Source organism: Flavobacterium sp. AC267, assembly GCF_979258715.1.
The window spans coordinates 1,446,909-1,473,437 of the sequence record NZ_OZ409875.1; the positions used below are offsets into that span (position 1 = coordinate 1,446,909).

Below are 26,529 nucleotides of genomic sequence, written 5' to 3' on the forward strand. Positions count from 1 at the left end.
ACAATATTGAATATCTGTATCGTTTTTAATTTTTTTATTCTATTAAGACTGCTTTAGTCACAAGGAATTCCAAATAAATCTAAGCCGTCAACCCAGAGCTTTTTTATTGGTTCACCTTTTTTTACAATATATATTGTTCTTCCAGGAAATAAACATTTAGTTTTTTCAGGATATTGTCCCCATATAAAATCGTCACTGTATGTAAAATAATAATCTCCAATGTTCGCAAATACTTTGGTTTTGATTTCATCTTTATAATCATAGTTTTTGCTTTGCTTTTCATCGTATTGACGAATCCTTCTTTCTATAGTAGAATAACTTTTTTGATAGTTTATTTTTAATAATTGTCTGGTGCAAAAAAGCGGTTTTCCATTTTTAGCTCTGTTATAATCTTCAATTGGAAAAGCAATAAAATTTGTTCTGCATACATTTAATGCACAAACAACTTTATTTATGGTTACTTTAGAAAATCCTTTTGTACCATAGACATAGTAACTCTGATCAATTACTTTTTTAATCTCATGTTCTAACGTTTTATTTCGTATAAGTTTAAAAGTTCCTAAAGTATCATAATATTCAAAATTTTGAATTTTGTTCTTTTCATCGTTTAAAACATTATATAGAGAATCTTTTGCATTTACCTGATTAAAAATTGTATCAAAACTAACCCCATTATAAGTGTTTTCTTCTTCTAGATTTACTGCAATTGCTGTTGTTGTTTTTGATAAATCATAAACAGAAAAAAGACTTGTAGTATCTATAGTAATGCTATTTGTATCAATTTTATCTAAAGAATCTAATTTTTTATTCGCAACAATTGTTTTAGTAATCGTGCCATTTTTTTGATGACACGAAATCAGTAAAAGAGTAAAAAAGAAACTTATAACGTTTTTCATTTTATATTAATTTGACTAGCAAGAAGTATTTTGTTTCGATTTCCCGCAAGGTTTTCAAAACCTTGTAGGTCTAGATAGGAATTGCTTGTACGTTTTAAATAGGTAATCAATTATACCTACAAGGTTTTGGAAACCTTGCAGGAAGACTAAATATATCAGATTAAAAAAAAGACAAGTAATTCTGGGGAAAATCACTTGTCTTTTGAAAAATTATTTATTTTCAATAATGCTTATTGCATAACCTCCTCCAGAAGCAGATAACTGAGATAATTTTGATTTATTAGTTACAGCAATTTTCTTGATTGTGTAAGCTTGTGGGTTTGTTTTGTAATGCGCATCTTTTGCATCAGCATAAATTGTTGCCGTGTATTTTTTACCTTTTTCAAGGAAACTGAAATCGATGTTTGATGTACGAGGAGTTTCTCCGTTTACATTTCCAACGAACCAGTTGTTTGTTCCTTTTGCTTTACGGGCAACAGTGATAAAATCGCCTGGTTCAGCTTCAATATATTTACTTTCTGACCAGTCTACAGCAACATCTTTAATGAATTGGAATGCATCTGGAAAACGATTATAGTTCTCTGGGGTATCCGCGACCATTTGTAACGGACTGTACATGGTAACATATAAAGCCAATTGGTTTGCAATTGTACTGTTTACATGAGATGTATTTTCAGGATTCATTTTACTGATATCCATTTCGAAGATTCCCGGCGTGTAATCCATTGGACCTCCAATTAAACGTGTAAATGGTAAAACGGTAACGTGATTTGGTTTAGAACCTCCAAACGCTTGATATTCTGTTCCTCTTGTCGCTTCGTTTCCAATTAAGTTTGGATACGTTCTTGCAATTCCTGTTGGGCGGACCGCTTCGTGAGCATTCACCATGATTTTATAATCAGTCGCTTTTTCGATTGCATATTGATAGTGGTTCACAATCCATTGGCTGTAGTGGTTTTCACCGCGAGGTAAAATATCGCCTACATAACCGCTTTTTACAGCATCATATCCGTTATCATTCATGAATTTATAAGCGAGCATCCATGTGACGCTCGTAGTTACGAACTGAACCTGAAGTTTCGTGGTGCATGATAATTTTTACACCTTTAGATTTTGCATATTCGTGCAAACCTTTTACATCAAAATCAGGATAAGGTGTTAAGAAATCAAAAACATAATCCTTTGAATGCCCAAACCAATCTTCCCAGCCTTCGTTCCATCCTTCCACTAAAACGGCGTCGAAACCATTTGCAGCAGACAAAATCAATGTATTTTTTTACGTTAGCATTATTCGCTCCGTGCGTTCCGTTTGGCTTTGCTTTTGCGAAATCTGTAACGCCCAATTGTACCGTTGGGTAATCATTTGTGTACGACCAAGAGCTTTTTCCTGTAATCATTTCCCACCAAACACCAACGTATTTTACTGGTTTAATCCAAGAAGTGTTATCAATTTTTGATGGATCGTTTAAGTTATAAGTCATTTTTGAAGCTAAGATTTCTCTCGCATCATCGCTTACCATAATAGTTCTCCAAGGCGAATGGCTAGGTGCCTGCATATATCCTTTATCTCCTTTTGCATCTGGCGTTAACCAAGATGTGAAAGTCATGTTTTTATCATCAAGATTCAGGTGCATACAAGAATAGTTGATTAAAGTCGCTTCGTGTAAGTTGATGTAGATTCCATCATTTGTTTTTAACATCAAAGAAGTCTGAACTCCTGTTGGAGAAAAGTTTTTTTGAGAAACGTTTGCTGTATATGCTTTTTCAGATAATCCTCTAATTTCAGATAATTTCGATTTTGTATAATCGTATTCCTGAGTATCATAATCTCCTGGAATCCAGAAAGCAGTATGATCTCCAGTCATTGCAAATTGTGATCTTTCTTCTTTAATTGTGAAATAAGTAAGATTCTTTTGAGCCGGAAATTCATATCTAAATCCAAGTCCGTCATCAAATAAACGGAAACGAATTACAATTTGTCTGTCTGTTCCTTTTTGGTTTAAAGTAACAGCCAATTCATTATAATGATTTCTAATTTGATCTACTTCTCCCCAAACTGGTTTCCAAGTCTCATCAAAAGTGGAAGTTTTAGTATCAACAACAGTAAAATCGTTTAGTAAAGATTTTTTATCATCTTTAAGTTCAAGACCCAATTTACTGGTTTTTACAACTTCTTTATTTTTGTATTTTAAATTGTACGTTGGAGTTCCGTCGTTTTGAAGAGAAAATTCCATTACGAACTTTCCTTCGGGTGATTTTAATTGTTGTGCTTCTGCAATCGAGCTAAAAGCAAACAAGATTAAACTTGCGAAAAATAAGTTTTTCATGTTTTTTAGTTTTATGTAATTAATTTATTTGTACAAATTTACTTGCAATTACAGGATTTCCATTAACCATAATTGTTAAATCTTGATCGCCGTCTACAGTAAATGTTGTTTCATTATGATTTACAGCTACTTTTAAAATTTGATTTCTGAAATTAATTTTAAAAGAATAGCCTTTCCATTCTTTTGGAATTTTTGGAGAGAAATGCAATTGGTCATTTTTCACACGCATGCCGCCAAAACCTTCCACAATGCTCATCCATGTTCCAGCCATTGACGTGATGTGGCGGCCTTCTTCAACTTCTTTGTTATAATCGTCCAAATCCAAACGAGAAGTTCTTAAGTAGAAAGTGTATGCCATATCCATTTTGTCTAAAACAGCGACCTGAATTGAGTGTACGCAAGGCGAAAGCGAACTTTCATGAACCGTAAATGACTCATAAAACTCAAAATTGCGTTTTAATTCTTCTTTAGAAAAATGATCTTCGAAGAAATAAAAACATTGTAAAACGTCGGCTTGTTTGATGTAAGGCGAACGTAAAACGCGGTCCCAAGACCATTTTTGGTTAATAGGACGCCGCGAGCGATCTAAATCTTTAACCGGAACTAAATCTTTGTCTAAGAAACCGTCTTGCTGTAAATAAATTCCAAGTTCTTTTGAAGTTGGGAAATACATATCATCGGCCACTTTTTTCCATTCCTGAATTTCTTCTGACGAAAGGCTTACTTTTTCTAAAATGCGTTTGTGATCTGCAGGATATTCTGAACCCACTTTAGTAATTTGTTCTGATGCAAAATCGATACACCATTTTGCAATATAATTCGTGTAGAAATTATTGTTGATGTTGTTTTCGTATTCGTTTGGACCTGTAACACCCAAAATCACATACTGATTTTTTTCTTTTGAAAAAGAAGCTCGTTGGTGCCAAAAACGTGCAATTCCAATTAAAACTTCTAATCCTTTTTCTGGAATATAAGAGTAATCGCCCGTGTAACGGTAATAGTTGTAAATCGCAAAAGCAATCGCACCATTTCTGTGGATTTCTTCGTGTGTGATTTCCCATTCGTTATGGCATTCTTCTCCATTCATGGTAACCATCGGATACAGCGTCGCGCCGTTTTTGAAACCTAAATTGTCCTTCGCATTTTCAATCGCTTTGTCCAATTGATTGAAACGATACGTCAATAAGTTTCTTGCAACCTGCTGGTCTTTTGTCGCCATGTAAAATGGAATACAATACGCTTCGGTATCCCAATAAGTAGATCCTCCGTATTTTTCTCCGGTGAAACCTTTTGGTCCAATGTTTAAACGAGAATCTTTTCCTAAATAAGTTTGATTTAATTGGAAGATATTAAAGCGAATTCCTTGTTGTGCTTTTACATCGCCATCGATTGTAATATCTGACATTTCCCAGATTTTTGCCCAAGCATCAATTTGATTTTGAAGAAGTGCATCGTATCCTGAATTTACAGCAGATTTAATTACTTTTTCGGTCATGCAGCCAAAGTATTTTCGTGGTTTAAAGAAACTGTATATCCACCAATTTTTTGAATTGCTGAGGTTTGTCCTTTAGCGATAATAGTTCCGTAAGTATACTGAACTTTATCTGTGGTTGAATCGATTGTTGAAGGCGAAACATGAATGTCTTCATTGTTTGCCAAAATCGTATTGTGCATGAAAGTCGTAACTTTAAAATGCGTTTTGAAGGTTTGAGCGGTTACAAAAGCTTCGTTTGTGCCTTTTTTTACTTCAAGAGGTTCCCAGAATTTTTCTTCCCAGTTGGCATCTTCATTCGTAACGCCTGCATCTACATAAGGTTTGTAAACGATTTTTGCATCTTTGTTTAAAGGCGTGATTTCGTATTTGATAATTCCCGCTTCGTCTAAATCTAATGAAAGAAAACGACGAACGTTTACGGCAATTTCAGTTCCGTTTTTTAGAACAGCTTCGAAAGAACGATTGTACCATCCTTCTTTCATATTCAGTTCTCTGCGGAAATTCCTAACTTCGGTACACGTATTTAAATCCAGGTTTTCTTCGTTGATTTCAACGTCAATTCCAATCCAGTTTGGAGCGTTAAGAACTTTGGCAAAATATTTCGGATAGCCGTTTTTCCACCAGCCCACTTTTGTTTTGTCTGGATAATAAATTCCTGCAATATAACTTCCCTGAAAAGTTTCAGCAGAATATGTTTCTTCAAAATTGGCGCGCTGTCCCATAGCACCGTTCCCGATACTAAAAAGACTTTCAGACGATTTTACTCTTTCGGCATCAAATCCTTCTTCTATAATTGACCAATTATCTGGTTTTATATAATCTTGGTTCATTTTTTTCTTAATTTGATAATTCGTTAATGAGAAAATTAGATAATTCATGTTTGCAGCAATTATCTAATTATCAAATTGGCACATTTTCTAATTGATTAATTTTTTCTATAAAGCTTGTTTCGATTTGGGTAAAATCTTTAAAAATATAGTCAGCTTCATGTAAAATTGTTTCCTCACCAATTCCCACGCTTACCATTTCGCCTATGTTTGTCGCCTGAATTCCGGCAACAGAATCTTCAAATACAATTGAATCTTTTGGATCAATATTTAATAATTGAGCCGCTTTTAAGAAAACTTCCGGATCTGGTTTTGCATTAGTTACGTCGTTTCCGTCAACAATAACATCGAAATACGAAAGGATTCCTGTTTTCTCTAAAATTGGTCTTGCATTTTTACTGGCAGAACCCAATGCAATTCCTTGTTTTTTATCTTTTAATAATTGCAGAATTTTAAAAACTCCAGGAAGAATCTCGCTTTCGTCCATGTCAACTAAATAAGATAAGTAATCTTCGTTTTTTTGAATCAGCCATTTGTCTTTGTCTTCCTGCGAAGCCTGGACATTTCCTAATCCAAGTATAATGTCTAATGAACGAACGCGGCTTACACCTTTTAAAAGTTCGTTGTCTTCATGTGTAAAATTTATATTTAAGGACTGCGCGATTTTCTGCCAAGCTAAAAAGTGGTATTTAGCGGTATCGACAATTACTCCGTCAAGGTCGAATATGAATGCTTTTTTATTATTCATGAATTTCAATTTTAGTTCTGCTATTTACTCTAAGGGTCAGTAATCCGGCAAATATCATCGATACTCCTCCGATAATTAAAGCGTAAATAGGTTCATTATGAAAGAATTTTTTGATTACAAAACCTAATATTGTTGTCGCTACAATTTGTGGTATTACTACGAAAAAGTTGAAAACTCCCATATAATAACCCATTTTTGTCGCCGGTAAAGCACCTGATAACATGGCATAAGGCATCGATAAAATGCTTGCCCATGCAATACCAACACCTATCATTGGAATAATTAGCAGGTCCTTATTAGGAATAAAATAAAAGGAGATTAGACCAACACCTCCAGTGCATAATGCAAGTAAATGTGTTGCTCTAAGGCCAATTTTCTTTGCAATAACAGGCAATAGAAATGCTACAGCAATTGCTACTCCGTTATATACTGTAAATAAGACTGTAATCCATAGCGCTGCGTCATTGTATATTTTAGATTTTGTATCTGTTGTGTGAAAAAGGTGTGTCGTAACAGCTTGTGTTGTATAAATCCACATAGAGAAAAGCGCAAACCAGGAGAAAAATTGAACCCATGCTAATTTTTGCATTGTTTTTGGCATGTTCAATAAATCGGTCATGATGATTGTAAATCCATTCTGGACTTTTTTATTTCTTAATTGTGATGCAATGATGAATAAAACACCCATAAAAATCAGGCCGATAAACAAAATATATAATTCTTTTGCAAGACTGTTTTCGAAAATTAAAAAGGAAACCAACCCTCCAATAATTGTAAATGATACTCCTAAAAGTAATTGTTTGTTTGTAGAAACACCAGACTCAGTTTCAGAATTAGAGATATGTTCTGTATTTTTTTTGCTATTAGCTTCAAATGCGTGAAGTTCTTCGGGAGTATATTCGGTTGTTTTAAAAACAGTCCATAAAACAGAAAGCAGAAAAACGATTCCGCCAATATAAAAAGACCATTTTACGGCATCCGGAATAATTCCTTTAGGCGCAACATTACTAACATCAAAAACATTTGCGAAAAGGTAAGGTAAAATAGAACCCACAACAGCTCCAGTACCAATAAAGAAACTCTGCATAACAAAACCTAATGCGCGTTGTTCGTCAGGTAAATTATCGCCTACAAAGGCGCGAAAAGGTTCCATAGAAACATTTATTGAGGCATCCATTATCCATAAAGTTCCTGCCGCGATCCACAAAGTAGGAGAGTTTGGCATAACGAATAATGCAATTGAAGATAAAATAGCTCCAATTAAAAAATAGGGGCGACGTCTGCCTAAACGAGTCCAGGTTCTATCACTAAAATATCCAATAACGGGCTGAATTATTAAACCTGAAACAGGCGCGACAATCCACAAAATCGGGATTTCATCTATTTTAGCACCAAGGGTTTCAAAAATTCTAGAAGTATTTGCGTTTTGCAGTGCAAAACCAAACTGTATTCCCAAGAAACCGAAACTCATGTTCCAAATTTCCCAGAAACTTAATTTACGCTTTTCCATTATCGTAATTAAAGAATTAATTATACGATAAGCGCTTTGCTTATCAAAACTTACTGTTTTTTTCGAAGTAAAAGTAAAAGCCTTGACGGGCGTAAAAGTATTAATTATTTTTTTATTTATGCTAATAAAAAAGCCATAAATATTAATTATGGCTTTGGAATATGTTGATTTTAAGAAAATTAGTCAGTAGATTCTCTTTTTATTAAATGTGTTTCTATAACTTCTGTGGTGTAATTTTCGTTTTCTTCTTCGTCATCATCATGTTCGGCTTCAAGCCTTTCGATCAGCATTTTAGCGACTTTATTTCCCATTTTTTCACCGCTTTGGCTTACCGTTGTAATACTTGGCGTTGAATATTTTGAGATAATTCCGTCTGTAAAAGCAATTACCGCTAAGTCTTCGGGAACTTTTAATCCCATTTTTGATGCGGTTTTAATAATCGTTACCGCAAAAAGTTCGTTTACAGCAAAAACAGCATCAAAAGCTCTGGCATGCAAAAGTTCAGAAATGGTTATTTCGCAGGTATCTACATCTTCAATTTTAATGATTAAATCTTCGTTGAAAGGAATCCCGTTGTCTAAGAGTGCTTTTTCGTAACCATCGGTTCTTAATTTCCCAACACTTACATAATCGACAGTAGTTACTAAAGCGATCTTTTTTTCGGCCGTTATCAATCAAACTCTGAACAGCTTCATAAGCTGCAGCTTTGTCATCAATAATTACTTTATCACACAAAATATCATTGGTAACTCTGTCGAACATTACAACCGGCATCCCTTGATTGATAACTTCTGTAATGTGGTGGAAATCACCTTTATATTGGGTTTCTTTAGAAAGGGACATGATGAAACCATCGATACTTCCGTTGGCTAACATCTCCATATTTAGGACTTCTTTATCGAAAGAATCATCAGATAAACAAATGACAACGCTATAGCCGTTTTCGTTCGCAACCTGCTCAATTCCGTTGATTACAGTAGAGAAAAAATAATGTACAATTTCCGGAATGATAATACCAATACTTTTGGTTTTTCGGTTTTTTAAACTAAGCGCAATATTGTTTGGTTTATAGTTGTAAAACTTTGCAAAAGCCTGCACTTTTAAGCGCGTTTCTTCTCCAATTTCAAGACTGTTTCTAAGTGATTTTGAGACAGTTGAAATGGACACATCAAGTTCCCTTGCAATCTGTTTTAGGGTTATTTTACGTTTCATGGCGAGAATTGAAAAAAATCTAATTAATAATAAAGGTATCCGAAAATTTTATAATTGACAATTTTTGACTGAAAAGATTACAAAATATAGAAAGTTTTCAACACTACCACGTTTTCGTAACTCAATTAAAATAGTCTCTGGTCGAGCATGTTAATAAATTCATAATTTTGAAATTCGAAGTAAAATTAAAAACTTAACTAACAGTCAAAAACTCAAAACTAATTTAAACAAAAAGTATGAAAACAATTTACAAAAAGTTGTTATTTTTATTCCTTCTGCTTCCGTTTACGGTGTTAGCTCAAAGCACTTTAACTGGAACAGTAACTGATCTTGCCACGGGTCAGCCAATACCGGGAGTAAATGTAAATGTACAAGGTTCAACAACAGGAACCTCTACAGATTTTGATGGTAAATTTCAATTACCGAATCTAAAAAATGGAGACAAAATTCAGGTTTCATTTATTGGATATAAAACGTCGACGATTGTGTTCAATGGTCAAAAAAATCTGCCAGTATCTTTAGAAGAAGATACTAACCAACTGAAAGAAGTTGTAGTACAGGTAGGTTACGGAACTGTTAAGAAAAAAGATGCAACAGGTTCTGTCTCTCAAATTTCTGCAAAAGAATTTAATAAAGGAATTAACGTAACTCCAGAAAGTTTAATCGGCGGACGTATCGCTGGTGTAAATGTTGTTGGAGGAGGAGCTCCAGGTGCAAAGGCAGATATTAGAATTCGTGGAGGATCTTCATTAAGTGCTTCAAATGATCCATTGATTATTTTAGACGGACTTCCTTTAAGTAACGCTGTTCCTAGTGGTGCTACAAGTATCTTGTCTACTATTGATCCTAATGATATTGAGTCGTTTACGGTTCTTAAAGATGCTTCTGCAATTGCTATTTACGGTTCTCGTGCGACAAATGGAGTAATTGTAATTACAACTAAAAAAGGAACTAAAGGCGGTGTAAAAGTTAACTTCAGTTCACAAGTTGGTATTAATACAGTTGCCAATACAGTTGATGTTTTAAGTACAGATCAATTCCGTACATTAGTAAACACATTGGGTAATGATGCTCAAAAAGCTACAATGGGTACTGCTAGCACTAACTGGCAGAATGAAATTTTCAATACAGCTTTAACAACTAACAATAATATCTCTGTAAGCGGTTCTTTGTTTAACAAATTGCCAGTACGTTTATCTGTTGGAAATGTTGATAATCCTGGAATCCTAAGAAACACTTCTTTTGAAAGAACTACGACATCGATATCGTTAAATCCTGTTTTATTTGACAATCACTTAAAAATTGATATTAGCGGAAACTTATCTTTTAGTAAAAATAGATTTCAAGATGAGAATGCTGTTATTGGTGCTTGCAATTAGTTTTGATCCTACGCAGTCTCCTTATGAGGCAGGTTCTCGTTACGGAGGATATTTTGAATGGTTAGAGCCAAATGGAAATATTGCATTATTACCTGCTAAAAATCCTGTTGCAAGATTAAATCAAGAAGATAAAAGATCTAAATCTACTAGAAAATGGGGTAATATTAGTGTAGACTATAAATTCCACTTCTTTGAAGATTTAAGAGTAGTAGCTGAAGCTGGTATTGACAGATTTGACAGCGACGGATATAATAGACAAAGTACAGAAAGTATTTTAGGATTTCAGCCAAATCCTTTTACTTCTGCGGGTTATGTGAATTTAGGAAACTATGATACGTATACTGACGATCTTCAAAACAAAAACTTAAATACATATTTTGTTTACAGCAAAAATTTAGGAAAATTGAAGTTGGATGCTACAGCTGGTTATAACTACCAATTGTTTCAAAAGGAAAAATACCAATCAGGAGCACTTACACAGCCAGAAGCAACTAGAAATGAAGACGTAATCACTGATCCAGATATCAATTTACAATCTTTCTTTGGTCGTTTGAATTTAGGTTGGGATAGTAAATATTTATTGACTTTAAATTATAGAAGAGACGGTACTTCTCGTTTTTCTGAAGAAAACAGATGGGGTAACTTTATGGGAGGTGCTTTTGCATGGAATATTGCTGAAGAGTCTTTCTTGAAAGATAACGGAACACTTTCTAGTTTAAAATTAAGAGTTGGTTACGGTACAACAGGACAGCAGGATATTTCTGCTCAATACGATTATTTAAGAAGAGTAACACTTGGTACAGTTAATACGCAATATGTATTTAATGGTGTTGTATACAGAACAGCTAGACCAGAAGGATATAATCAAAATATTAAATGGGAAGAGCTTGCTGAGATGAACGTGGGTGTTGATTTTGGATTTTTAGATGAAAGAATTACAGGTTCGCTTAACTACTTCGATAAAAAATCTACAGATTTATTAGCAGACGTATTAGTTCCTGATGGAGCTAACTTAAGAAACCAAGGATTCAATAATATTGGTAATTTAAGAACAAAAGGTTTGGAGTTCAGCCTTCAATCAGATGTTGTTAAAAATGACAACTTAACTTGGAATGTAGCTGTTAATGCAACTTATTTAGATCAAAAAATTGAAAGTTTAGGGGAGTCAGTTGAAGGGTTTCAAGGTTATGAAGTAGGAGATAATATTCAAGGAGGAAATGGAAACAAAATTCTAATCAATACTGTTGGATATGCTCCAAACTCATTCTTTGTATACGAGCAATTATACGATGCTAACAAAAAACCAATCGCTGGTGCTTATGTTGACAGAAATGGAGATGGAAAAATTGATGCTTCAGATCGTTACAGATATAAAAAACCAACTGCAGATTACACTTTTGGTTTGTTCTCAACTTTAAACTACAAAAAGTTTGATTTTACAATGAACTGGAGAGCAAGTTTAGGAAATTACATTTTTGATAACGTAAACTCTAACTTAGGATATTCGGATCAGGCTTTAAGAAGAGATAATGATTTGTCTAACCTTAGTGCAGATTATTTAAACACTGGATTTAAGTTTGAAGACAATGGTACACAACGTTATTTGTCTAACTATTACATAAAAGATGCTTCTTTTATCAAATTAGATAACGTTACAGTTGGATATACTTTAGACAAATCTTTATTAAAAGATGTTTCTTTAAGATTCTCAGCTGGAGTTCAAAATGTTTTTGTACTTACAAAATACGATGGTTTAGATCCGGAGAAATTCAACGGAATCGATGGTAACGTTTATCCAAGAGCAAGAACATACTTGTTTGGAGTAAATGCAAGTTTCTAATAGTACATTGAAAAACAAAATTTAAAACATACAAAATGAAAATATCATTTAAATATATATCTTATTTTTTCCTTTTTATTTTAGGAATAAGTATGACGTTGACTTCGTGTACTGACGATTTAAACGTGACTCCAAAGGATGATGATGAGTTTTTATCTGAAACCTTTTTTCAAGATCCTGCATCGTACAAACAAGTTTTAGCAAAATTATATGCTGGATTATATGTTGGAGGTAATGATGGTGATGGTGCTTGCAGACATTTCTGGTCTTGGAGGTGATTTTAGCAGTTACTTACGATTATTGTTTGTAACACAGGAATTACCTACAGACGAAGCAATTATTGCTTGGGCAGATGGTACTTTACCAACCTTAAACGCACAGACTTGGTCTCCTGTAAATGAGTTTTTATACGGAACTTATTCTAGAGCGTCTTACCACATTAGTGTTGCTAATGAATTTTTAAGACAAACTACAGATGAAAAATTAGAAGCAAGAGGAGTTGATGCAGACTTTAAAATCTGAAATCGCTACTTTTAGAGCTGAAGCTCGTTTCTTAAGAGCTTTCTCTTATGTTAACTTAATGGATTTATTTGGTAATGTGCCTATTACTACAGAAAATGATCCAGTTGGATTCTTTTATCCAGAACAAAAAACAAGAGCAGAAGTTTTTGCTTTCGTAGAGTCTGAATTGAAAGATTTAGATACTAGTCTAGCTAACGCAAGAGCTAATGAATATGGAAGAGTTGATAAAGTTGCGACTAAGTTTTTACTAGCTCAGATTTATTTGAATTCTAAAGTTTACACAGGAACAGAAAGAAATAACGAAGTAGCAACGTTATGTTCTGAAATTATTAACTCAGGTTATACATTTGCAGACGTTCCTTACGCTTATTTGTTCTCAGCAGATAACGATAGAAATGGCGCTCAAAATGAAGTTATTTTTCCAATCGTAAGTGATGGAAATGCAATTAGAGCAACTGGTGGTGGAATGAGTTTTATTCTTCACGCTTCTATTGGTGGAAGTATGGATGCTTGCAACTAGAGGAATGGACGGAGGATGGCAGGGAATCAGAACTCGTAAAGAGTTTGTGGCCCTTTTTCCTGATGCAACTCGTTGCGGCAGATAAAAGAGGAACATTCTATACAGATGGACAAGCTTTAGATATTACTAATGTATCAACATTTACAGATGGTTATGCTGTAACAAAATATATTAATAAAAATTCTGATGGTTCAGTCGCTCAAAGAACAGATATTCCAGATACTGATTTTCCAATGTTCAGAATTTCTGATGCTTATCTAATGTATGCTGAAGCTACAGTTAGAGGAGCAAGTACTGGAAATACTACAACTGCTGTAGGTTACATCAACCAAATTAGAGCAAGAGCAGGAGCAAGTCAGATATCAACAGGAAATTTAACTCTTGATTTTATTTTAGCTGAAAGAGGAAGAGAATTATTCTGGGAATGCCACAGAAGAACCGATTTGATTCGTTTTGGAAAATTTACAGGAGGAGATAAAATCTGGCAATGGAAAGGCGGAACCATGAATGGTCTTGCTACAGAATCATTCAGAGATTTAATGCCTATCCCTGCTAAGACAATTCAGGCAAATCCAACGTTGAAACAAAATCCAGGATACTAATACCTAATTGAACTGTAAAAATGAAAAATATATATAAAGTTTTAATCGCATTTATTGGTGTTTTAGCGGTGTCGTGTAATGCTGACGCTGTAGACGAAAGACCAGTACTTAATGTTGTTCGTTGCGCCGGAAATCACGGCTCCAGCTACAGGACAAAATATTGTCTTAGATGTTGATAAAGCAGGAGAGGAAATACTTAAATTTACTTGGTCGGTCGCAGATTATTCTACACCAGTAGCAATAAAATATACGCTATTAATTGATAAAAAAGGTGGTGATTTTACTGTCGCTAAAACGCTTCAAACTGCTGTTAATAGTAGTACAGAGGTTTCGGTTCTTGGAAGAGAATTAAATCAAGCGGCAATAGATCTTGGCGGACAGCCAGAAGTTGCGACTGAGTATGATGTAAAAATTAAGGCAGATGTTTCCGGAGGATTTACTCAAGTTTCAAAAGGTTTGATTACAATGACCGTAACTCCTTATACAGGAAAAGTTCCTTATGATTTTGTTGATTGGTATTTAGTTGGAGATGCAACAGTTGCTGGTTGGGATAATAACAAAGGAAACCAGATATTATTCAGAAGTGCAACAAATTCTGATGAATATACCTTTACAGGATTCTTTAAAGCAGGATCTTTTAAAACTATTAAAAATTTAGGAAGCTGGATACCAATGTTTGGTTATGCTTCAGCAACTACTATGGCTTATAGAGGAACAGATGCTGATGCGGACCCACCTACTTTTAACATTCCTGCGGATGGATACTACAAGTTTAAAATGGATGTTCAAAAGTTAACGTATACTTTGACGCCATATGATGCATCTGCTTGCAGTAACTTATTCAACAGTTGGTATTATTGGAAGCGCTACTGCTAAAGGTTGGGATGCTTCAACTCCAATGGTGAAATCTACTTTTAATGGACACATTTGGTCATTAGGGGTAACATCTTTAAATGATGGTGATATAAAATTTAGAGCTAATGATGCCTGGGATGTTTCTTGGGGAGGAAAAACACCTTTTTCTGGTGTAAGTACAGGTGATAATACACCAGTTTCAAAATCTAAATATGTTATTTATTTCAATGATTTAGACGGAAGTTATCTAATGATTCCTAATCAATAAGAAAACTTCAGTTAATAACTGAAAAGGGGCTATCTGCTAGATAGCCCTTTTTTTGATCAAACTAACTAACCAAATAACCACAAAAATCATGAAAAAAACTTTACTATCAATATTTTTATTGATGGCAGTAACTGCTTTTGCCCAGATTCAAAACGTTACATATTCAATAAACCCGTCCACTTTTGAAGATACAACTCCAATCACTATTTCAATTGCGGGAACAAGTATTAATGAAAGTACTTGGGGAGTTACAGGAAATGCACTGTACCTTTGGTCATGGTCTTATGATGTAAATGATACCAATCAGTCAGATTCTCCTTCAAACGGATCTTGGACAGCATCGGCGGAAGCCAGTAAATTTACTTATAATGCAGGAACAGATACGTACACAAAATCATTTACTCCATCTGTATATTTTAATAGAAATGGAATCGGAAGAATTGGTTTTCTTATTAAAGCTAAAGACGGAACTGGTACAAAACAATCTCAGGATATTCTAGTTGAAGTTGGATCTTTTCAAGTAAATCTAACTTCGCCAGTAGAAAATAGTACATCAATTGTATCATCTGGATCAAATTTTAATATTACTGCTTCAAACACAAACGGTGCGGCAAATTATTCTTTAAAAGCCAACGGAACAGTTATTAATACAAAGACGGGAGCGACTACCTATTCTTATTCTCATCTCAATATTACAAATAACCAAACTTACGAATTGACTGTAACTCAAGGCGCGACTACGATTGTAAAAAAGTTTTCAGTTATAGTAAACCCAAATACGGTATCTGAAGCGATGCCTGCAGGTTTAGTTGATGGAATTAATTATAATTCTTCAGATTTTTCAAAAGCAATTTTGGTTCTCGATGCGCCTTTAAAAGACTTTGTTTACGTGGCGGGAAGTTTCAATAACTGGCGACCAACTTCGGCGTATGCCATGAAAAAAGATCCAGTTTCAGGAAAATTCTGGCTGGAATTAACTGGATTGGTTTCGGGTGCAAATAATACTTATCAATATTGGGTGATAGATGCCACATCGCTTGCCAATTCACCAGCAATGGTAAAAACCGCAGATCCTTATTCTACGTTGGTTTTGTCTCCTTATGATGATGCTTCGATTCCAGCAGTAAAATATCCAAATATGCCGGTTTATCCAGCGGGACAAAATTTTGAGGTTACCGTTTTAAAAACAGGTCAGTCTGCTTACAATTGGCAGGTTAATAATTTTATAAAACCAGAAAAAGAAAAACTAGTTGTTTACGAAGTTTTGGTACGTGATTTTGATGCTGGCAGAAGTTATCAAAGCCTGATCGACCGTATTGATTATTTTAAAAACCTAAAAATTAATGCTATCGAATTAATGCCGGTAATGGAATTTGAAGGAAATGAAAGCTGGGGTTACAATACCTCATTTCATATGGCTTTGGATAAATTTTACGGAACTTCGGATAAGCTAAAAGAGTTTATCGATTTATGTCATCAAAATGGAATTGCTGTTATTCTTGACGTTGCATTAAATCATGCTTTTGGCAGAAATCCGATGGTAAGAATGTGGATGAATGATCCAGACGGAGATGGTTTTGGTTCGCCAACTGCCGAAAATCCATACTTTAATACTGCTCGCAAAACACAGTTACAATGTTGGAGAAGATTTTAATCATCAATCTCTTAAAACTCAAAATTATGTCAATCGCGTTATCAAACAATGGATTGAAGAATATAAAATTGACGGTTTCCGATGGGACTTAACCAAAGGATTTACGCAGGCTTGTACAGCGAGCAGATGAAAGCTGTACCAACGCGTATCAGCAGGATAGGGTTGATGTATTGAAAAAATATGCAGATTATTCATGGAGTTTAGATCCGACACATTATACCATTTTTGAACATTTAGGAACTGATGCAGAAGAAAAAGAATGGGCAAATTATAAAATTACCGAAACGCCAAGTAAAGGAATTATGATGTGGGGAAAAATGACTAACCCTTACAATCAATTGTCAATGGGTTATGCTTCAGATAGTAATATTTCAAGAATGACAAGTGCGAGCCGTGGTTTTACTGCGAATCGTTTAATGGGATATGCAGAAAGCCATGATGAAGAACGTTTGATGTATAAAAATGTCCAATATGGTGCTGTAAATGGCACTTATAATGTAAAAACATTAAATACAGCTTTGTCTAGAATGTCTGCCATTGGAGCTGTTTCGTTATTGGTTCCAGGTCCAAAAATGATTTGGCATTTTGGTGAATTAGGAATGGACGATTCAATTTTCAGTTGTAATAACGGAACTGTAAATGATGATTCAGGAACAATTCCTGGTGATTGTAAATTGGATACAAAACCACAGCCTCAATGGACAGAAAATTGGCTTGGAGATGCTAATCGTACTAAAATTTATAACGATTGGGCAAAAATGATTACGCTTAAAACGGTTGAGCCTGTTTTTTTAGGAACTCCAACAATGACAGATGCGAACTCTTTGACGATCAGTATTAAAATTGAAAATCCAAGCTTAACGGCGCTACAATTAAAAAATGTATTGATTTTAGCCAATTTCGATACCACAGCACAAAATGTTGTAGCAGGTTTTCCGTACGCAGGAGCTTGGTATAATTTAATGGACAACACAACTATTAATGTAGCAGATGTAAATGCGCCAATAAATCTTCTTTCAGGAGAGTATAGAATTTATGGAAACCAAACGGCAAATTTGGCAATTGATGATTTTGAAAAAGGGAATTCAGTAAGTCTATATCCAAATCCAGTTGCAGATTATTTTACTTTAGGATTCGCGACTTCAAAAGTGGAGATATATTCGATTACAGGACAATTAGTAAAAACTTTTAATACAAACGGAAATGCAGATTTTCAATTCTCGGTTAGCGATTTAGTTTCGGGATTGTATGTTGTAAAAACGTTTAATGATAATAATAAAGTTCAGGTTGTGAAATTTATTAAAAATTAGGTTAAGTTAGTAATGAAAAGGGCTGTCTAGAAATAGACAGCCTTTTTTTGTTTATATCGGTTTGATTTTTTTACTTCTTTTTATTGTATTCTCCTATTAAAGAATAATACCCAAATGTTCCTAATCCCATCACAATAAGCGGTGTTAATATAAAGAGAATAATTACGCCAAATACTAAATCGTCTTGCTGGTCTGAAAGTAGTTTTGGGAGACCAAATTCAAATACACAGAAATAAGCTGCTTGCAATTGCTAAAGCAATCCATAAAGCCCCTAAAACTTGTTTAATCGCATTCATTTTTTTAAATTTTAAAGGTGAGTAGTTTTGTTTTTGTTGTCAATATAAATCATTCCAATTACAAAGCAGATTCCTGCAATAACAATAGGATACCACAAACCGTTCAGGTAATAATCTGGTTTGCCGGCTGTTTTGGCGTGAGTTACAAAATAAGTAGAAATAGCAGGAAGTAATCCTCCAAAGATACCGTTCCCTACATGGTAAGGAAGTGACATCGAAGTATATCTGATTTTAGTTGGAAACATTTCGACTAAAAAGGCGGCAATTGGCCCATAAACCATTGTTACAAAGAGTACCTGAATAAAAACTAATAAAATTAATGTCCATTTATCGCTTGAATTAATTGTGATCGAAATGCTGGATTGCACATCCTTTTTTTCTATGTACGTTTTTTTCTCAAAAACGGTTGTGCCGTCGGTGTATTTTTTCTGTGTCGTAACGATAGAACTTCCATCCGCTCTTACCTCTTTCGTTTCTTTTGGATTTTCTGCAATTTCCGTTTTTTGGCTGATGTCTGTTGTGTTGTACATCGTCTTATAAATAGGTCTATAAGATAATATAGCGATCAGCATTCCAAACATCATAATATATTTACGTCCGATTTTATCGCTCAGCCATCCAAAAATAATAAAAAAAGGTGTTCCAATTAAAAGTGCAATACCTAATAATTCATCAACTTGCGAAGAGTCAATATTCATAACTGTTTTCATGAAACTCATGGCATAAAATTGTCCCGTGTACCAAACAACGCCTTGCCCCATTGTAGCTCCAAATAAAGCAAGTAAAACAAATTTCATGTTGTATCTGTTCCCAAAACTTTCCTTTAACGGATTTGTGCTCGTAGTTCCTTCTTTTTTAGCTTTTGCAAAAACAGGAGACTCATCCATATTTTTTTCGAATAAGATAGGAAACGCCCACCATTGCGATCGAAACCCAAAAAGGAACGCGCCATCCCCATAAATCAAAAGCTTCTGGAGATAGGATATTTTTAGTTGCCAGAATAACCATTAAAGAAATAAAGAGACCAACAGTTGCAGTAGTTTGAATCCAAGAAGTCCAATAACCTTTTTGGCCGGCAGGAGCGTGTTCTGCTACATAAGTTCTTGCGCACGCCGTATTCTCCGCCAAGAGCAAGTCCTTGAAGCAAACGTAAAATGAGAACTAATAAAGGAGCAAGAAAACCAATTGTTTCATAACTCGGAATACATCCAATTAAAAAAGTAGAACCGCCCATTAATAATAAAGTAGCCATGAAAGTATATTTCCGACCAATAATATCTCCAAGCCTCCCAAAGAACAAAGCGCCAAATGGGCGAACTACAAATCCGGCGCAAAAGTGGCAAGAGTTGATAAAAATGCCGCAGTTGGATTATCACTGGGAAAGAATTTAGTCGAAATAACGACAGCCAGACTGCCAAAAATATAGAAATCGTACCATTCAATCATGGTGCCCATAGAAGAGGCTGAAATTACTTTCCAAATGCCCTTAGTAGAAGTTTCGCTCATAAAACTGCTTTGAGATCTTGTTAATAAATGAAAGTTAAAAATATAGTTTTACGAATATAGAAGATATTTTTTTATTCACTTAATACTTTTTTAACAAAAACTATTAATTTGTTGACTTATGAGATTTAACCGCAAAATACACAAACAAAAAACGTCAAGGTAATCTGAACTCATGGAGAAACATATCCAACGGTTTTAACCGTAGGGGAGTTATATGAATTTCAGGATGTAATTTATTTTTCCTCTGGATCGCAGAAGTGGAAAATATATTCTAGTAAAATTTAACCGCAAAGTACACAAAGAAAAAACGCAAAGGTAATCTGAACTCATGTAGAAACATAGCCAACGGTTTTAACCGTTGGGGAGTTGTTTGTTTTCAATTTATATCCCCGCGGTTGAAACCGCGGGCTATATCAATTTCGGGATGTAATTTATTTTTCCTCTGGATCGCAGAAACGGAAAACAAAGAAAAAACGCAAAGGTCCGCAAAGTTTAAATTTAAACTTTGCGGACCTTTGCGTAAATCTTAGTGCACTTTGCGGTTAAGAACAAAACGTATAAAAAAACAAAAAACCCACTCTGTTGAGTGGGTTTTGGTGGTACCTCCAGTCCCGAGGCTTCGGGAGAACCAGGGACACATTATGATTTTCTTTTATTGAGAATATCTTTAAGAATTGATGGATCTGCTATTATTTTATTATTAAAAATTTTGCTTTTCATTCTCTTAATAAAATTTTCAAGATATAGGGCTTCGTCTCTATCGTTACAAATAAAAGATAAAACTACTTCCCAGTCATTAGCAATTTTGGTAAAAGAATTGGTGTAAAAGTGATCTCTATGTTTTGAAATTCTTTCAGTGATATCATTTGTTTCCCCTATGTAGAATTTTTCAGAAGATTTTGAATACAGGATATATAAATAATGCATTTGTAAAAAAACATGTTTAAAACAAAAAACCCACTCTGTTGAGTGGGTTTTGGTGGTACCTCCAGGGATCGAACCAGGGACACATGGATTTTCAGTCCATTGCTCTACCATCTGAGCTAAGGTACCGTGTTGTGCTCATTGCGGGTGCAAAGATAGAATCATTTTCCGTTTATCCAAAACATTTAAGAAAAAAAATCAATTCGTATCTTCGCAAAAACAAAAAAGCAAAATGGTTTTAACTGTTGATATTGGAAACACTCGAATTAAAGCATCTGTCTTTGAGGGAAATACTTCTCTAGAGAATTTTATTTTTGAGAAAAAAGAGCTCGAAGAAAAAATTAAAAAAATTTTAAAAAAATTCCCAAACTGCTCCGATTTGGTTGTTGCATCAGTCGGAAGCATCGAAAAACAATCCTTTTTGACATTCGAAAAACAATTAAAAATTCATTTTTTTACGCACGAAGATATTTTTCCGTTCACCAATAAATATGCAACACCAAAAACTTTAGGAATAGACCGTATGATTTTGGTCGCTGGAGCGACATTGCAATTTCCTAAAAAAAACAGATTAGTTATTGATGCGGGAACTTGCATAACCTACGATTTTATCGACGAAAATGATAATTATCTGGGCGACGCTATATCTCCAGGTCTTCGGTCGCGATATGAATCACTGCATAATTTTACGGCCAGACTGCCGTTACTTACATTAGAAGCACCTGAAACATATATAGGAAACTCAACACAACAAGCCATACATTCTGGTGTTGTCAATGGTTTCGTCTATGAGATTGACGGTTTTATCGATGAATATCGAAAACAGTTTTCAAATTTTATCATAATTTTAACGGGCGACGATGCAGATTTTTTGGCTAAACGATTAAAAAATACCATATTTGCCAATTCAAATTTCCTTCTAGAGAGTTTGAACCAAACATATCAATATAAAATCGACAATGATTAAAAAAGTATTAATAAGCGCTTGTTTGCTTATATCGTTCGTTTCATTTGCTCAGCAAGGTACTGCTTCACCTTATTCTTTTTTTCGGAATAGGAGATGTGAGATTCAAGGGAACTCTTGAAAATAGATCTATGGCCGGGGTTGCAGTGGAGCAAGATACGATTCATTTAAATTTAGAAAATCCTGCAAGTTATGCCAGCTTAATACAAACCACTTTTACAGTTGGAGGAACTTTTGCAACTTCTAATTTAAAAACAAGTACACAATCTGAAAAAGCACAGCGCAGTACTTTTGATTATTTAGCATTAGGAATTCCGATGGGAAAATTTGGTGCTTCATTTGGATTAATACCAGTAACTTCAGTAGGTTATAAAATTCTTACCGATAATTCTGCAACAGAAGGAGCGACAAGTTCACAGCTTGATGGAAAAGGCGGTATAAATAAAGTTTATTTCGGACTTGGATATAAAATAATGCGCAACTGGAATATTGGAGTTGACGCACAGTATAATTTTGGAAAAATTACAACTACAACAGTTGAAGCTATAACAGGAGTTCAAAATGGTACGGCAGAAGTAAACGCTTCAGAGTTATCAGGTATGGCTTTTAGTTTTGGAACAATGTACCAGAAAAAAGTCTACAAAAAAATTAGTATGTTTTCTAGTTTAAGCTATACTTTTGCAAGTAATTTAAACTCAGATAATACCAGAACAATTTCTGTTCAGGGTGATCCAGATTCTTATGTTCTTCCTGTAAATTCACAAACCTTAAAACTTCCTAATAAATTAAGTATTGGTTTAGGAGTTGGTGAGGCTAGAAAATGGCTTGTAGGAGCAAATATGACATTCCAAGGAGACGGACAATTGGCAAATTATTATAATGCTTGCTGAGAATGTTAGTTATGAAAAATATTCAAAATATGCTCTTGGAGGATATTATCTTCCTAATTATAACTCATTTACAAGTTACTTGAGCAGAATTACCTATAGAGCAGGTTTGAAATATGAAAAAATTGGATTGATTGTAAACAATGAATCTATCAAAGATGTTGGAGTAACATTAGGAGCAGGAATTCCTATTCCGCAGTCTTTATCAAACTTAAATTTCGGAATCGAATTTGGTAAACGCGGTACAGTTTCTTCTAATTTGGTACAAGAAAACTACGTGAATTTTAGTTTAAGTTTCTCTTTCAACGACAAATGGTTTGTGAAGAGTAAATTCCAGTAAACATAATATTTTATCTTTTCTAAGCTCATTACAATTTATTACATTTGGCAAATGAATTTACCAAAGAGATATAGTCTAATAGTTGTCACAGTTTTTGCTGTGACGCTGTTTTTTGGTTGCGAAAGTAATTTTAAAGACGTTCAAAAAATTAACTTCTCAGAATTTGTTCCTGCAAGTGATAATGATACAATTAATATAAAGTATACAGATTCTGGACGCATTTCAGGCATTTTAATAAGCCGTAAAATGCTTGATTATTCTAATCTTGATTTTCCTTTTACAGAATTTCCTAAAGGAATAGACGTTACCTTATACGATAAAAAGCAAAAAAGAACTTTTATAAGAGGGAATTATGCCGTTTCGTATAAAAATACCGGAATTATTGATTTGATTGGAAAAGTAAAAATCACTTCAGAAGCAGGGCAGGTTTTGGAAACAGAACAATTGTATTTCGACCAGAAAAATGAATGGTTTTATACCGAAAGAAAATTTAAACTTACCGATGCAAAAGGGGTTTCGAACGGTCAGGGAATAGATTTTAGTAAAGATTTTAAAGTGATTAATTCACAGCGAATAAGCGGTGAAATTGAATCCGATGAAGAATAAAACAAAATTATGGGTTATTTAAAATATACACAATTCATCTATATCGCATTTGCACTTTTTTTTGCTTATGATGGTATTGTAAAACTAAACGAAGGTGACGAAAGCTATCCTTTCTACTTTGTAATCGCAGGAATGGCTATTTTTATGTTTTTCTTTAGAAGAAGATTTCTTAACAAATACGATAACCGTAACAAAAAACAATAAAAATGGAAATTAGTATTATAATAATATGTTTAATACTAGCGACCTTTTTCTCTGGAATGGAAATCGCGTTTATTTCCTCCAACAAAATTTATCTCGAAATAGAAAAGAAGCAGGACGATTTCTTGTCTCGCATCTTAACTAAACTCACCGAAAATCCGTCCAAATTTATTGCTGCTATGCTTATTGGTAACAATGTAGCTTTGGTTGTTTACGGATTTTTTATGGGCGATCTGATTTTGAATTGGATGGCACATTTTGGTTTTGTTTTTTCAACTTGGTGGAATATACTGATTCAGACTCTTCTGGCAACATTTGTCGTTTTATTGACTTCAGAGTTTTTTCCAAAAGTATTTTTTCAGATTTATGCCAATTCCTTAATTAAGATTTTGGCTCTTCCAGCCTATTTGTTCTACAGATTATTTTACTACATCTCGACCTTCTTTATTTGGATTGCAGATTTTGTATTGAGTAAATTCCTTAAAACCGAAGGAAGTCAAATACAATTATTCAGCAGAATTGAACTCGGTAACTACATTACAGAACAGATGAGTACAGTTGAAGAAGATGAAGAAGTAGATTCTGAAATTCAGATTTTTCAAAATGCATTAGAATTTTCAGGTGTAAAAGCTCGTGATATAATGACGCCTCGAACCGAAATTGTAGATGTGGATTTGTTTGATACCGTTGATGATCTGAAAGCGATGTTTATCGAAACGGGATATTCTAAAATCATTATAAGTCAGAATTCCTTAGACGACATTGTGGGTTATGTACATTCGTTTGATTTGTTTAAGAAGCCGTCGACCATAAAATCGGTTTTAATGACAGTTGAATTTGTTCCTGAAACCATTTTGATAAAAGATGTGCTGACTGTGCTGATTAAAAAGCGTAAAAATATTGCAGTCGTTTTAGATGAATATGGAGGCACTGCGGGAATTATTACTATTGAAGATATAGTTGAAGAACTTTTTGGCGAAATTGAAGATGAACATGATTTAGATGAAGAATTAATTGAAGAACAAATCGGAGAAGGTAAATATTTGTTTTCAACGCGTTTGGATGTTGAGTATTTAAATGAAACGTACAAATTAATGATTCCAGAAGAAGACTCTTATGGAACATTAGGAGGATTTATTGTCAATCATACAAAAGAAATCCCACAAAAAGGAGACAAAATTGTAATAGATAAGTATCATTTTTTTATAAAAGAGGCTTCAAATAAGAAGATCGAACTAGTCAAATTGACAATTAAAGATTGATTTTTTAAATTATTAAAAAAAAATGTGTAAAATAAAACGCTAGTTGTATTGTTATTAACTAGATAATTGTATTTTCGCAAACTGAATATAAAATTAACGATAATAAAATGGCAGTTTTAGCAAAAATTAGACAGCGTTCCGCTTTATTGATAGGAGTTATTGCACTTGCATTATTTGCATTTATAATACAAGATCTATTTACAAGAGGAACATTTGGTCAAAGTTCAAAAGATGTAGGAAGCATCGATGGAAAAGATATTTCATTTGAAGACTTTAGAGTTAAAGTTAGTAATGTTGAAAAAAGTGGGCAGGGTATTACTTCCACTGAAGCCGCAAACAGAGTTTGGGATCAAGAAGTTTCAATCGCTTTATTGTCATCTCAATTTGATAAATTAGGATTAAGAGTAGGTGAAAAACACTTATTAGAAGTTTTAAAATCAGATCCAAATATTGGTAAAAATCCAATGTTTTTAAATGCGAGCAGGAATTTTTGACGTAGTTAAGTTTAAAGATTACTTCAAATCAAATCCTGAAGCGACACAATACATCGCTCAAAAAGAGAAAGATGCTGAATTGAATGCAAAATTTCAAATCTATAGTACTTTAATTAAGTCAGGACTTTACACAACTGCTAGTGAAGGAAAATTAAAGTATGAAATGGAAGCTAATAAAGTAAGTTTTGCTTACGTCATGAAGCACCTTATTCTTCTATTAAAGACAGTGAAGTAAAAATTTCTGATTCAGAAATTGTTGACTATATGAAGAAAAACGAGAAGAAATTCAAAGCAGATGCTACTCGTGAAATTCAATATGTTTTAGTTGAAGATAAAGCTTCTAAAGAAGATGAAGCTGAAATAAAAACTAAGTTAAATGCATTATTGTCTGGAAGTGTTGTTTACAACGCTAAAACAAACAAAAATGATACATTGCCAGGATTTAGAAACGCGACTAACATTGCTGAATTTGTAAATTCAAATTCTGATGTTCCTTACGATTCTACTTATGTTCCTAAAAATGCTTTACCAGCTGTTGATGCTGATAAATTATTCAGCTTACCTGCTGGAGCAATTTACGGACCATATGTTTATGGAAGATATTATGCAATTTCTAAATCTTTAGGATTTAAAGCTGGAGTTAACGCAAAAGCTAGTCATATCTTAATTGCATACGATGGTTCTCAAACTCCATCGGCAAAAGAAAAAAGAACAAAAGAAGAAGCTAAGGCTAAAGCTGAAGAAATTTTAGCGCAAGTTCAAGCTAATCCAGATAGTTTCATGATGTTGGCTTTTACAAGTTCTGATGATTCATCTGCACAACAAGGTGGTGATTTAGGATATTTTGGTCCAAACCAAATGGTAAAACCATTTAATGATTTTGTATTCAATAACGGAATTGGTAAAGTTGGTTTAGTAGAAACTCCTTTTGGATTTCACATTATCAAAATTACAGATAAACAAGACGGTATTCGTTTAGCTACAATCGCTCAGAAAATTGAGCCTTCTGAAACTACTTCTGACAAAGTATTTACTTTAGCAACTAAATTCGAAATGGATGCTTGCTGATAAAGACTTCAATCGT

At 33.9% G+C, this 26,529-nt stretch carries 18 protein-coding genes, 1 tRNA gene and 6 pseudogenes; 15 read left to right on the top strand and 10 right to left on the bottom strand.

Annotated features, from left to right (window positions below):
- Window positions 1–53: 53 nt before the first annotated feature.
- From ACZZ95_RS07645 to ACZZ95_RS07670, 6 genes and pseudogenes are all read right to left on the bottom strand, one after another.
- Window positions 54–896 carry a hypothetical protein gene (locus tag ACZZ95_RS07645; RefSeq protein WP_463468611.1) on the bottom strand — a complete coding sequence of 281 codons (843 nt, stop codon included), beginning with the start codon at window positions 894–896 and terminating at the stop codon, window positions 54–56.
- A gap of 210 nt (window positions 897–1,106) precedes the next feature.
- A pseudogene (locus tag ACZZ95_RS07650) lies at window positions 1,107–3,223 on the bottom strand (glycoside hydrolase family 97 protein).
- 19 nt (window positions 3,224–3,242) lie between these two features.
- Window positions 3,243–5,548, bottom strand: a pseudogene (locus tag ACZZ95_RS07655) (glycoside hydrolase family 65 protein).
- Window positions 5,549–5,618: 70 nt separating this feature from the next.
- Window positions 5,619–6,293 (bottom strand): beta-phosphoglucomutase, encoded by a 675-nt coding sequence (pgmB, locus tag ACZZ95_RS07660; RefSeq protein ID WP_463468612.1) that lies wholly within the window; start codon window positions 6,291–6,293, stop codon window positions 5,619–5,621.
- Window positions 6,286–7,803 (bottom strand): MFS transporter, encoded by a 1,518-nt coding sequence (locus ACZZ95_RS07665; protein WP_463468613.1) that lies wholly within the window; start codon window positions 7,801–7,803, stop codon window positions 6,286–6,288. The genes pgmB and ACZZ95_RS07665 overlap by 8 nt, the downstream gene beginning before the upstream one ends.
- Window positions 7,804–7,982: 179 nt before the next feature.
- Window positions 7,983–9,015: pseudogene (locus ACZZ95_RS07670) on the bottom strand (LacI family DNA-binding transcriptional regulator).
- Window positions 9,016–9,251: 236 nt separating this feature from the next.
- Here ACZZ95_RS07670 and ACZZ95_RS07675 point away from each other — a divergent pair.
- The 6 genes and pseudogenes from ACZZ95_RS07675 to ACZZ95_RS07700 all read left to right on the top strand — a co-directional run bounded on the left by ACZZ95_RS07675 (window position 9,252) and on the right by ACZZ95_RS07700 (window position 17,965).
- Complete coding sequence (locus ACZZ95_RS07675; RefSeq protein ID WP_463468614.1) at window positions 9,252–10,394, top strand: carboxypeptidase-like regulatory domain-containing protein; 1,143 nt, start codon at window positions 9,252–9,254, stop codon at window positions 10,392–10,394.
- Window positions 10,318–12,234 (top strand): SusC/RagA family TonB-linked outer membrane protein, encoded by a 1,917-nt coding sequence (locus tag ACZZ95_RS07680; protein WP_463468615.1) that lies wholly within the window; start codon window positions 10,318–10,320, stop codon window positions 12,232–12,234. Before ACZZ95_RS07675 ends, ACZZ95_RS07680 begins: the two co-directional genes overlap by 77 nt.
- 35 nt (window positions 12,235–12,269) lie before the next feature.
- Window positions 12,270–13,878, top strand: a pseudogene (locus ACZZ95_RS07685) (RagB/SusD family nutrient uptake outer membrane protein).
- Window positions 13,879–13,989: 111 nt separating this feature from the next.
- Window positions 13,990–14,754 carry a SusE domain-containing protein gene (locus ACZZ95_RS07690; RefSeq protein WP_463468616.1) on the top strand — a complete coding sequence of 255 codons (765 nt, stop codon included), beginning with the start codon at window positions 13,990–13,992 and terminating at the stop codon, window positions 14,752–14,754.
- Window positions 14,693–15,001 (top strand): cadherin repeat domain-containing protein, encoded by a 309-nt coding sequence (locus tag ACZZ95_RS07695; protein WP_463468617.1) that lies wholly within the window; start codon window positions 14,693–14,695, stop codon window positions 14,999–15,001. Before ACZZ95_RS07690 ends, ACZZ95_RS07695 begins: the two co-directional genes overlap by 62 nt.
- An 88-nt stretch (window positions 15,002–15,089) precedes the next feature.
- A pseudogene (locus ACZZ95_RS07700) lies at window positions 15,090–17,965 on the top strand (alpha-amylase family glycosyl hydrolase).
- A gap of 70 nt (window positions 17,966–18,035) precedes the next feature.
- Here the strand turns inward: ACZZ95_RS07700 and ACZZ95_RS07705 are convergent.
- From ACZZ95_RS07705 to ACZZ95_RS07720, 4 genes and pseudogenes are all read right to left on the bottom strand, one after another.
- Window positions 18,036–18,212: a DUF6814 family protein gene (locus tag ACZZ95_RS07705; protein ID WP_463468618.1), complete on the bottom strand. Its 177-nt coding sequence runs from the start codon at window positions 18,210–18,212 to the stop codon at window positions 18,036–18,038.
- Between the two features lie 60 nt (window positions 18,213–18,272).
- A pseudogene (locus ACZZ95_RS07710) lies at window positions 18,273–19,767 on the bottom strand (MFS transporter).
- A gap of 639 nt (window positions 19,768–20,406) precedes the next feature.
- The gene (locus ACZZ95_RS07715; protein WP_463468619.1) at window positions 20,407–20,694 is read right to left on the bottom strand and encodes a GIY-YIG nuclease family protein; all 288 of its coding nucleotides are present in this window, start codon (window positions 20,692–20,694) and stop codon (window positions 20,407–20,409) included.
- Window positions 20,695–20,744: 50 nt separating this feature from the next.
- A tRNA-Phe gene (locus ACZZ95_RS07720) sits at window positions 20,745–20,820 on the bottom strand.
- Between the two features lie 103 nt (window positions 20,821–20,923).
- Between ACZZ95_RS07720 and ACZZ95_RS07725 the strand changes: the two genes are divergently transcribed.
- The 9 genes from ACZZ95_RS07725 to ACZZ95_RS07765 all read left to right on the top strand — a co-directional run bounded on the left by ACZZ95_RS07725 (window position 20,924) and on the right by ACZZ95_RS07765 (window position 26,513).
- Window positions 20,924–21,658: a type III pantothenate kinase gene (locus ACZZ95_RS07725; RefSeq protein ID WP_463468620.1), complete on the top strand. Its 735-nt coding sequence runs from the start codon at window positions 20,924–20,926 to the stop codon at window positions 21,656–21,658.
- A 128-nt stretch (window positions 21,659–21,786) separates the two neighbouring features.
- A complete protein-coding gene (locus tag ACZZ95_RS07730) occupies window positions 21,787–22,545 on the top strand; it encodes a hypothetical protein (RefSeq protein WP_463468621.1) in 759 nt (252 codons plus the stop codon).
- Window positions 22,535–22,882 carry a hypothetical protein gene (locus ACZZ95_RS07735; protein WP_463468622.1) on the top strand — a complete coding sequence of 116 codons (348 nt, stop codon included), beginning with the start codon at window positions 22,535–22,537 and terminating at the stop codon, window positions 22,880–22,882. Before ACZZ95_RS07730 ends, ACZZ95_RS07735 begins: the two co-directional genes overlap by 11 nt.
- A 51-nt stretch (window positions 22,883–22,933) precedes the next feature.
- Window positions 22,934–23,488 carry an LPS export ABC transporter periplasmic protein LptC gene (lptC, locus tag ACZZ95_RS07740; protein WP_095952518.1) on the top strand — a complete coding sequence of 185 codons (555 nt, stop codon included), beginning with the start codon at window positions 22,934–22,936 and terminating at the stop codon, window positions 23,486–23,488.
- A 9-nt stretch (window positions 23,489–23,497) separates the two neighbouring features.
- Window positions 23,498–23,692 (top strand): hypothetical protein, encoded by a 195-nt coding sequence (locus ACZZ95_RS07745; protein ID WP_095952519.1) that lies wholly within the window; start codon window positions 23,498–23,500, stop codon window positions 23,690–23,692.
- 2 nt (window positions 23,693–23,694) lie between these two features.
- The gene (locus ACZZ95_RS07750) at window positions 23,695–24,951 is read left to right on the top strand and encodes a hemolysin family protein (protein WP_463468623.1); all 1,257 of its coding nucleotides are present in this window, start codon (window positions 23,695–23,697) and stop codon (window positions 24,949–24,951) included.
- A 107-nt stretch (window positions 24,952–25,058) separates the two neighbouring features.
- Window positions 25,059–25,445, top strand: a complete 387-nt coding sequence (locus ACZZ95_RS07755; protein WP_463468624.1) for a SurA N-terminal domain-containing protein — start codon at window positions 25,059–25,061, stop codon at window positions 25,443–25,445.
- Window positions 25,426–25,680, top strand: coding sequence for a hypothetical protein (locus tag ACZZ95_RS07760; RefSeq protein ID WP_463468625.1), 255 nt, complete (start codon window positions 25,426–25,428; stop codon window positions 25,678–25,680). Before ACZZ95_RS07755 ends, ACZZ95_RS07760 begins: the two co-directional genes overlap by 20 nt.
- 29 nt (window positions 25,681–25,709) lie before the next feature.
- Window positions 25,710–26,513: a peptidylprolyl isomerase gene (locus ACZZ95_RS07765; protein WP_463468626.1), complete on the top strand. Its 804-nt coding sequence runs from the start codon at window positions 25,710–25,712 to the stop codon at window positions 26,511–26,513.
- Window positions 26,514–26,529 lie beyond the last annotated feature (16 nt).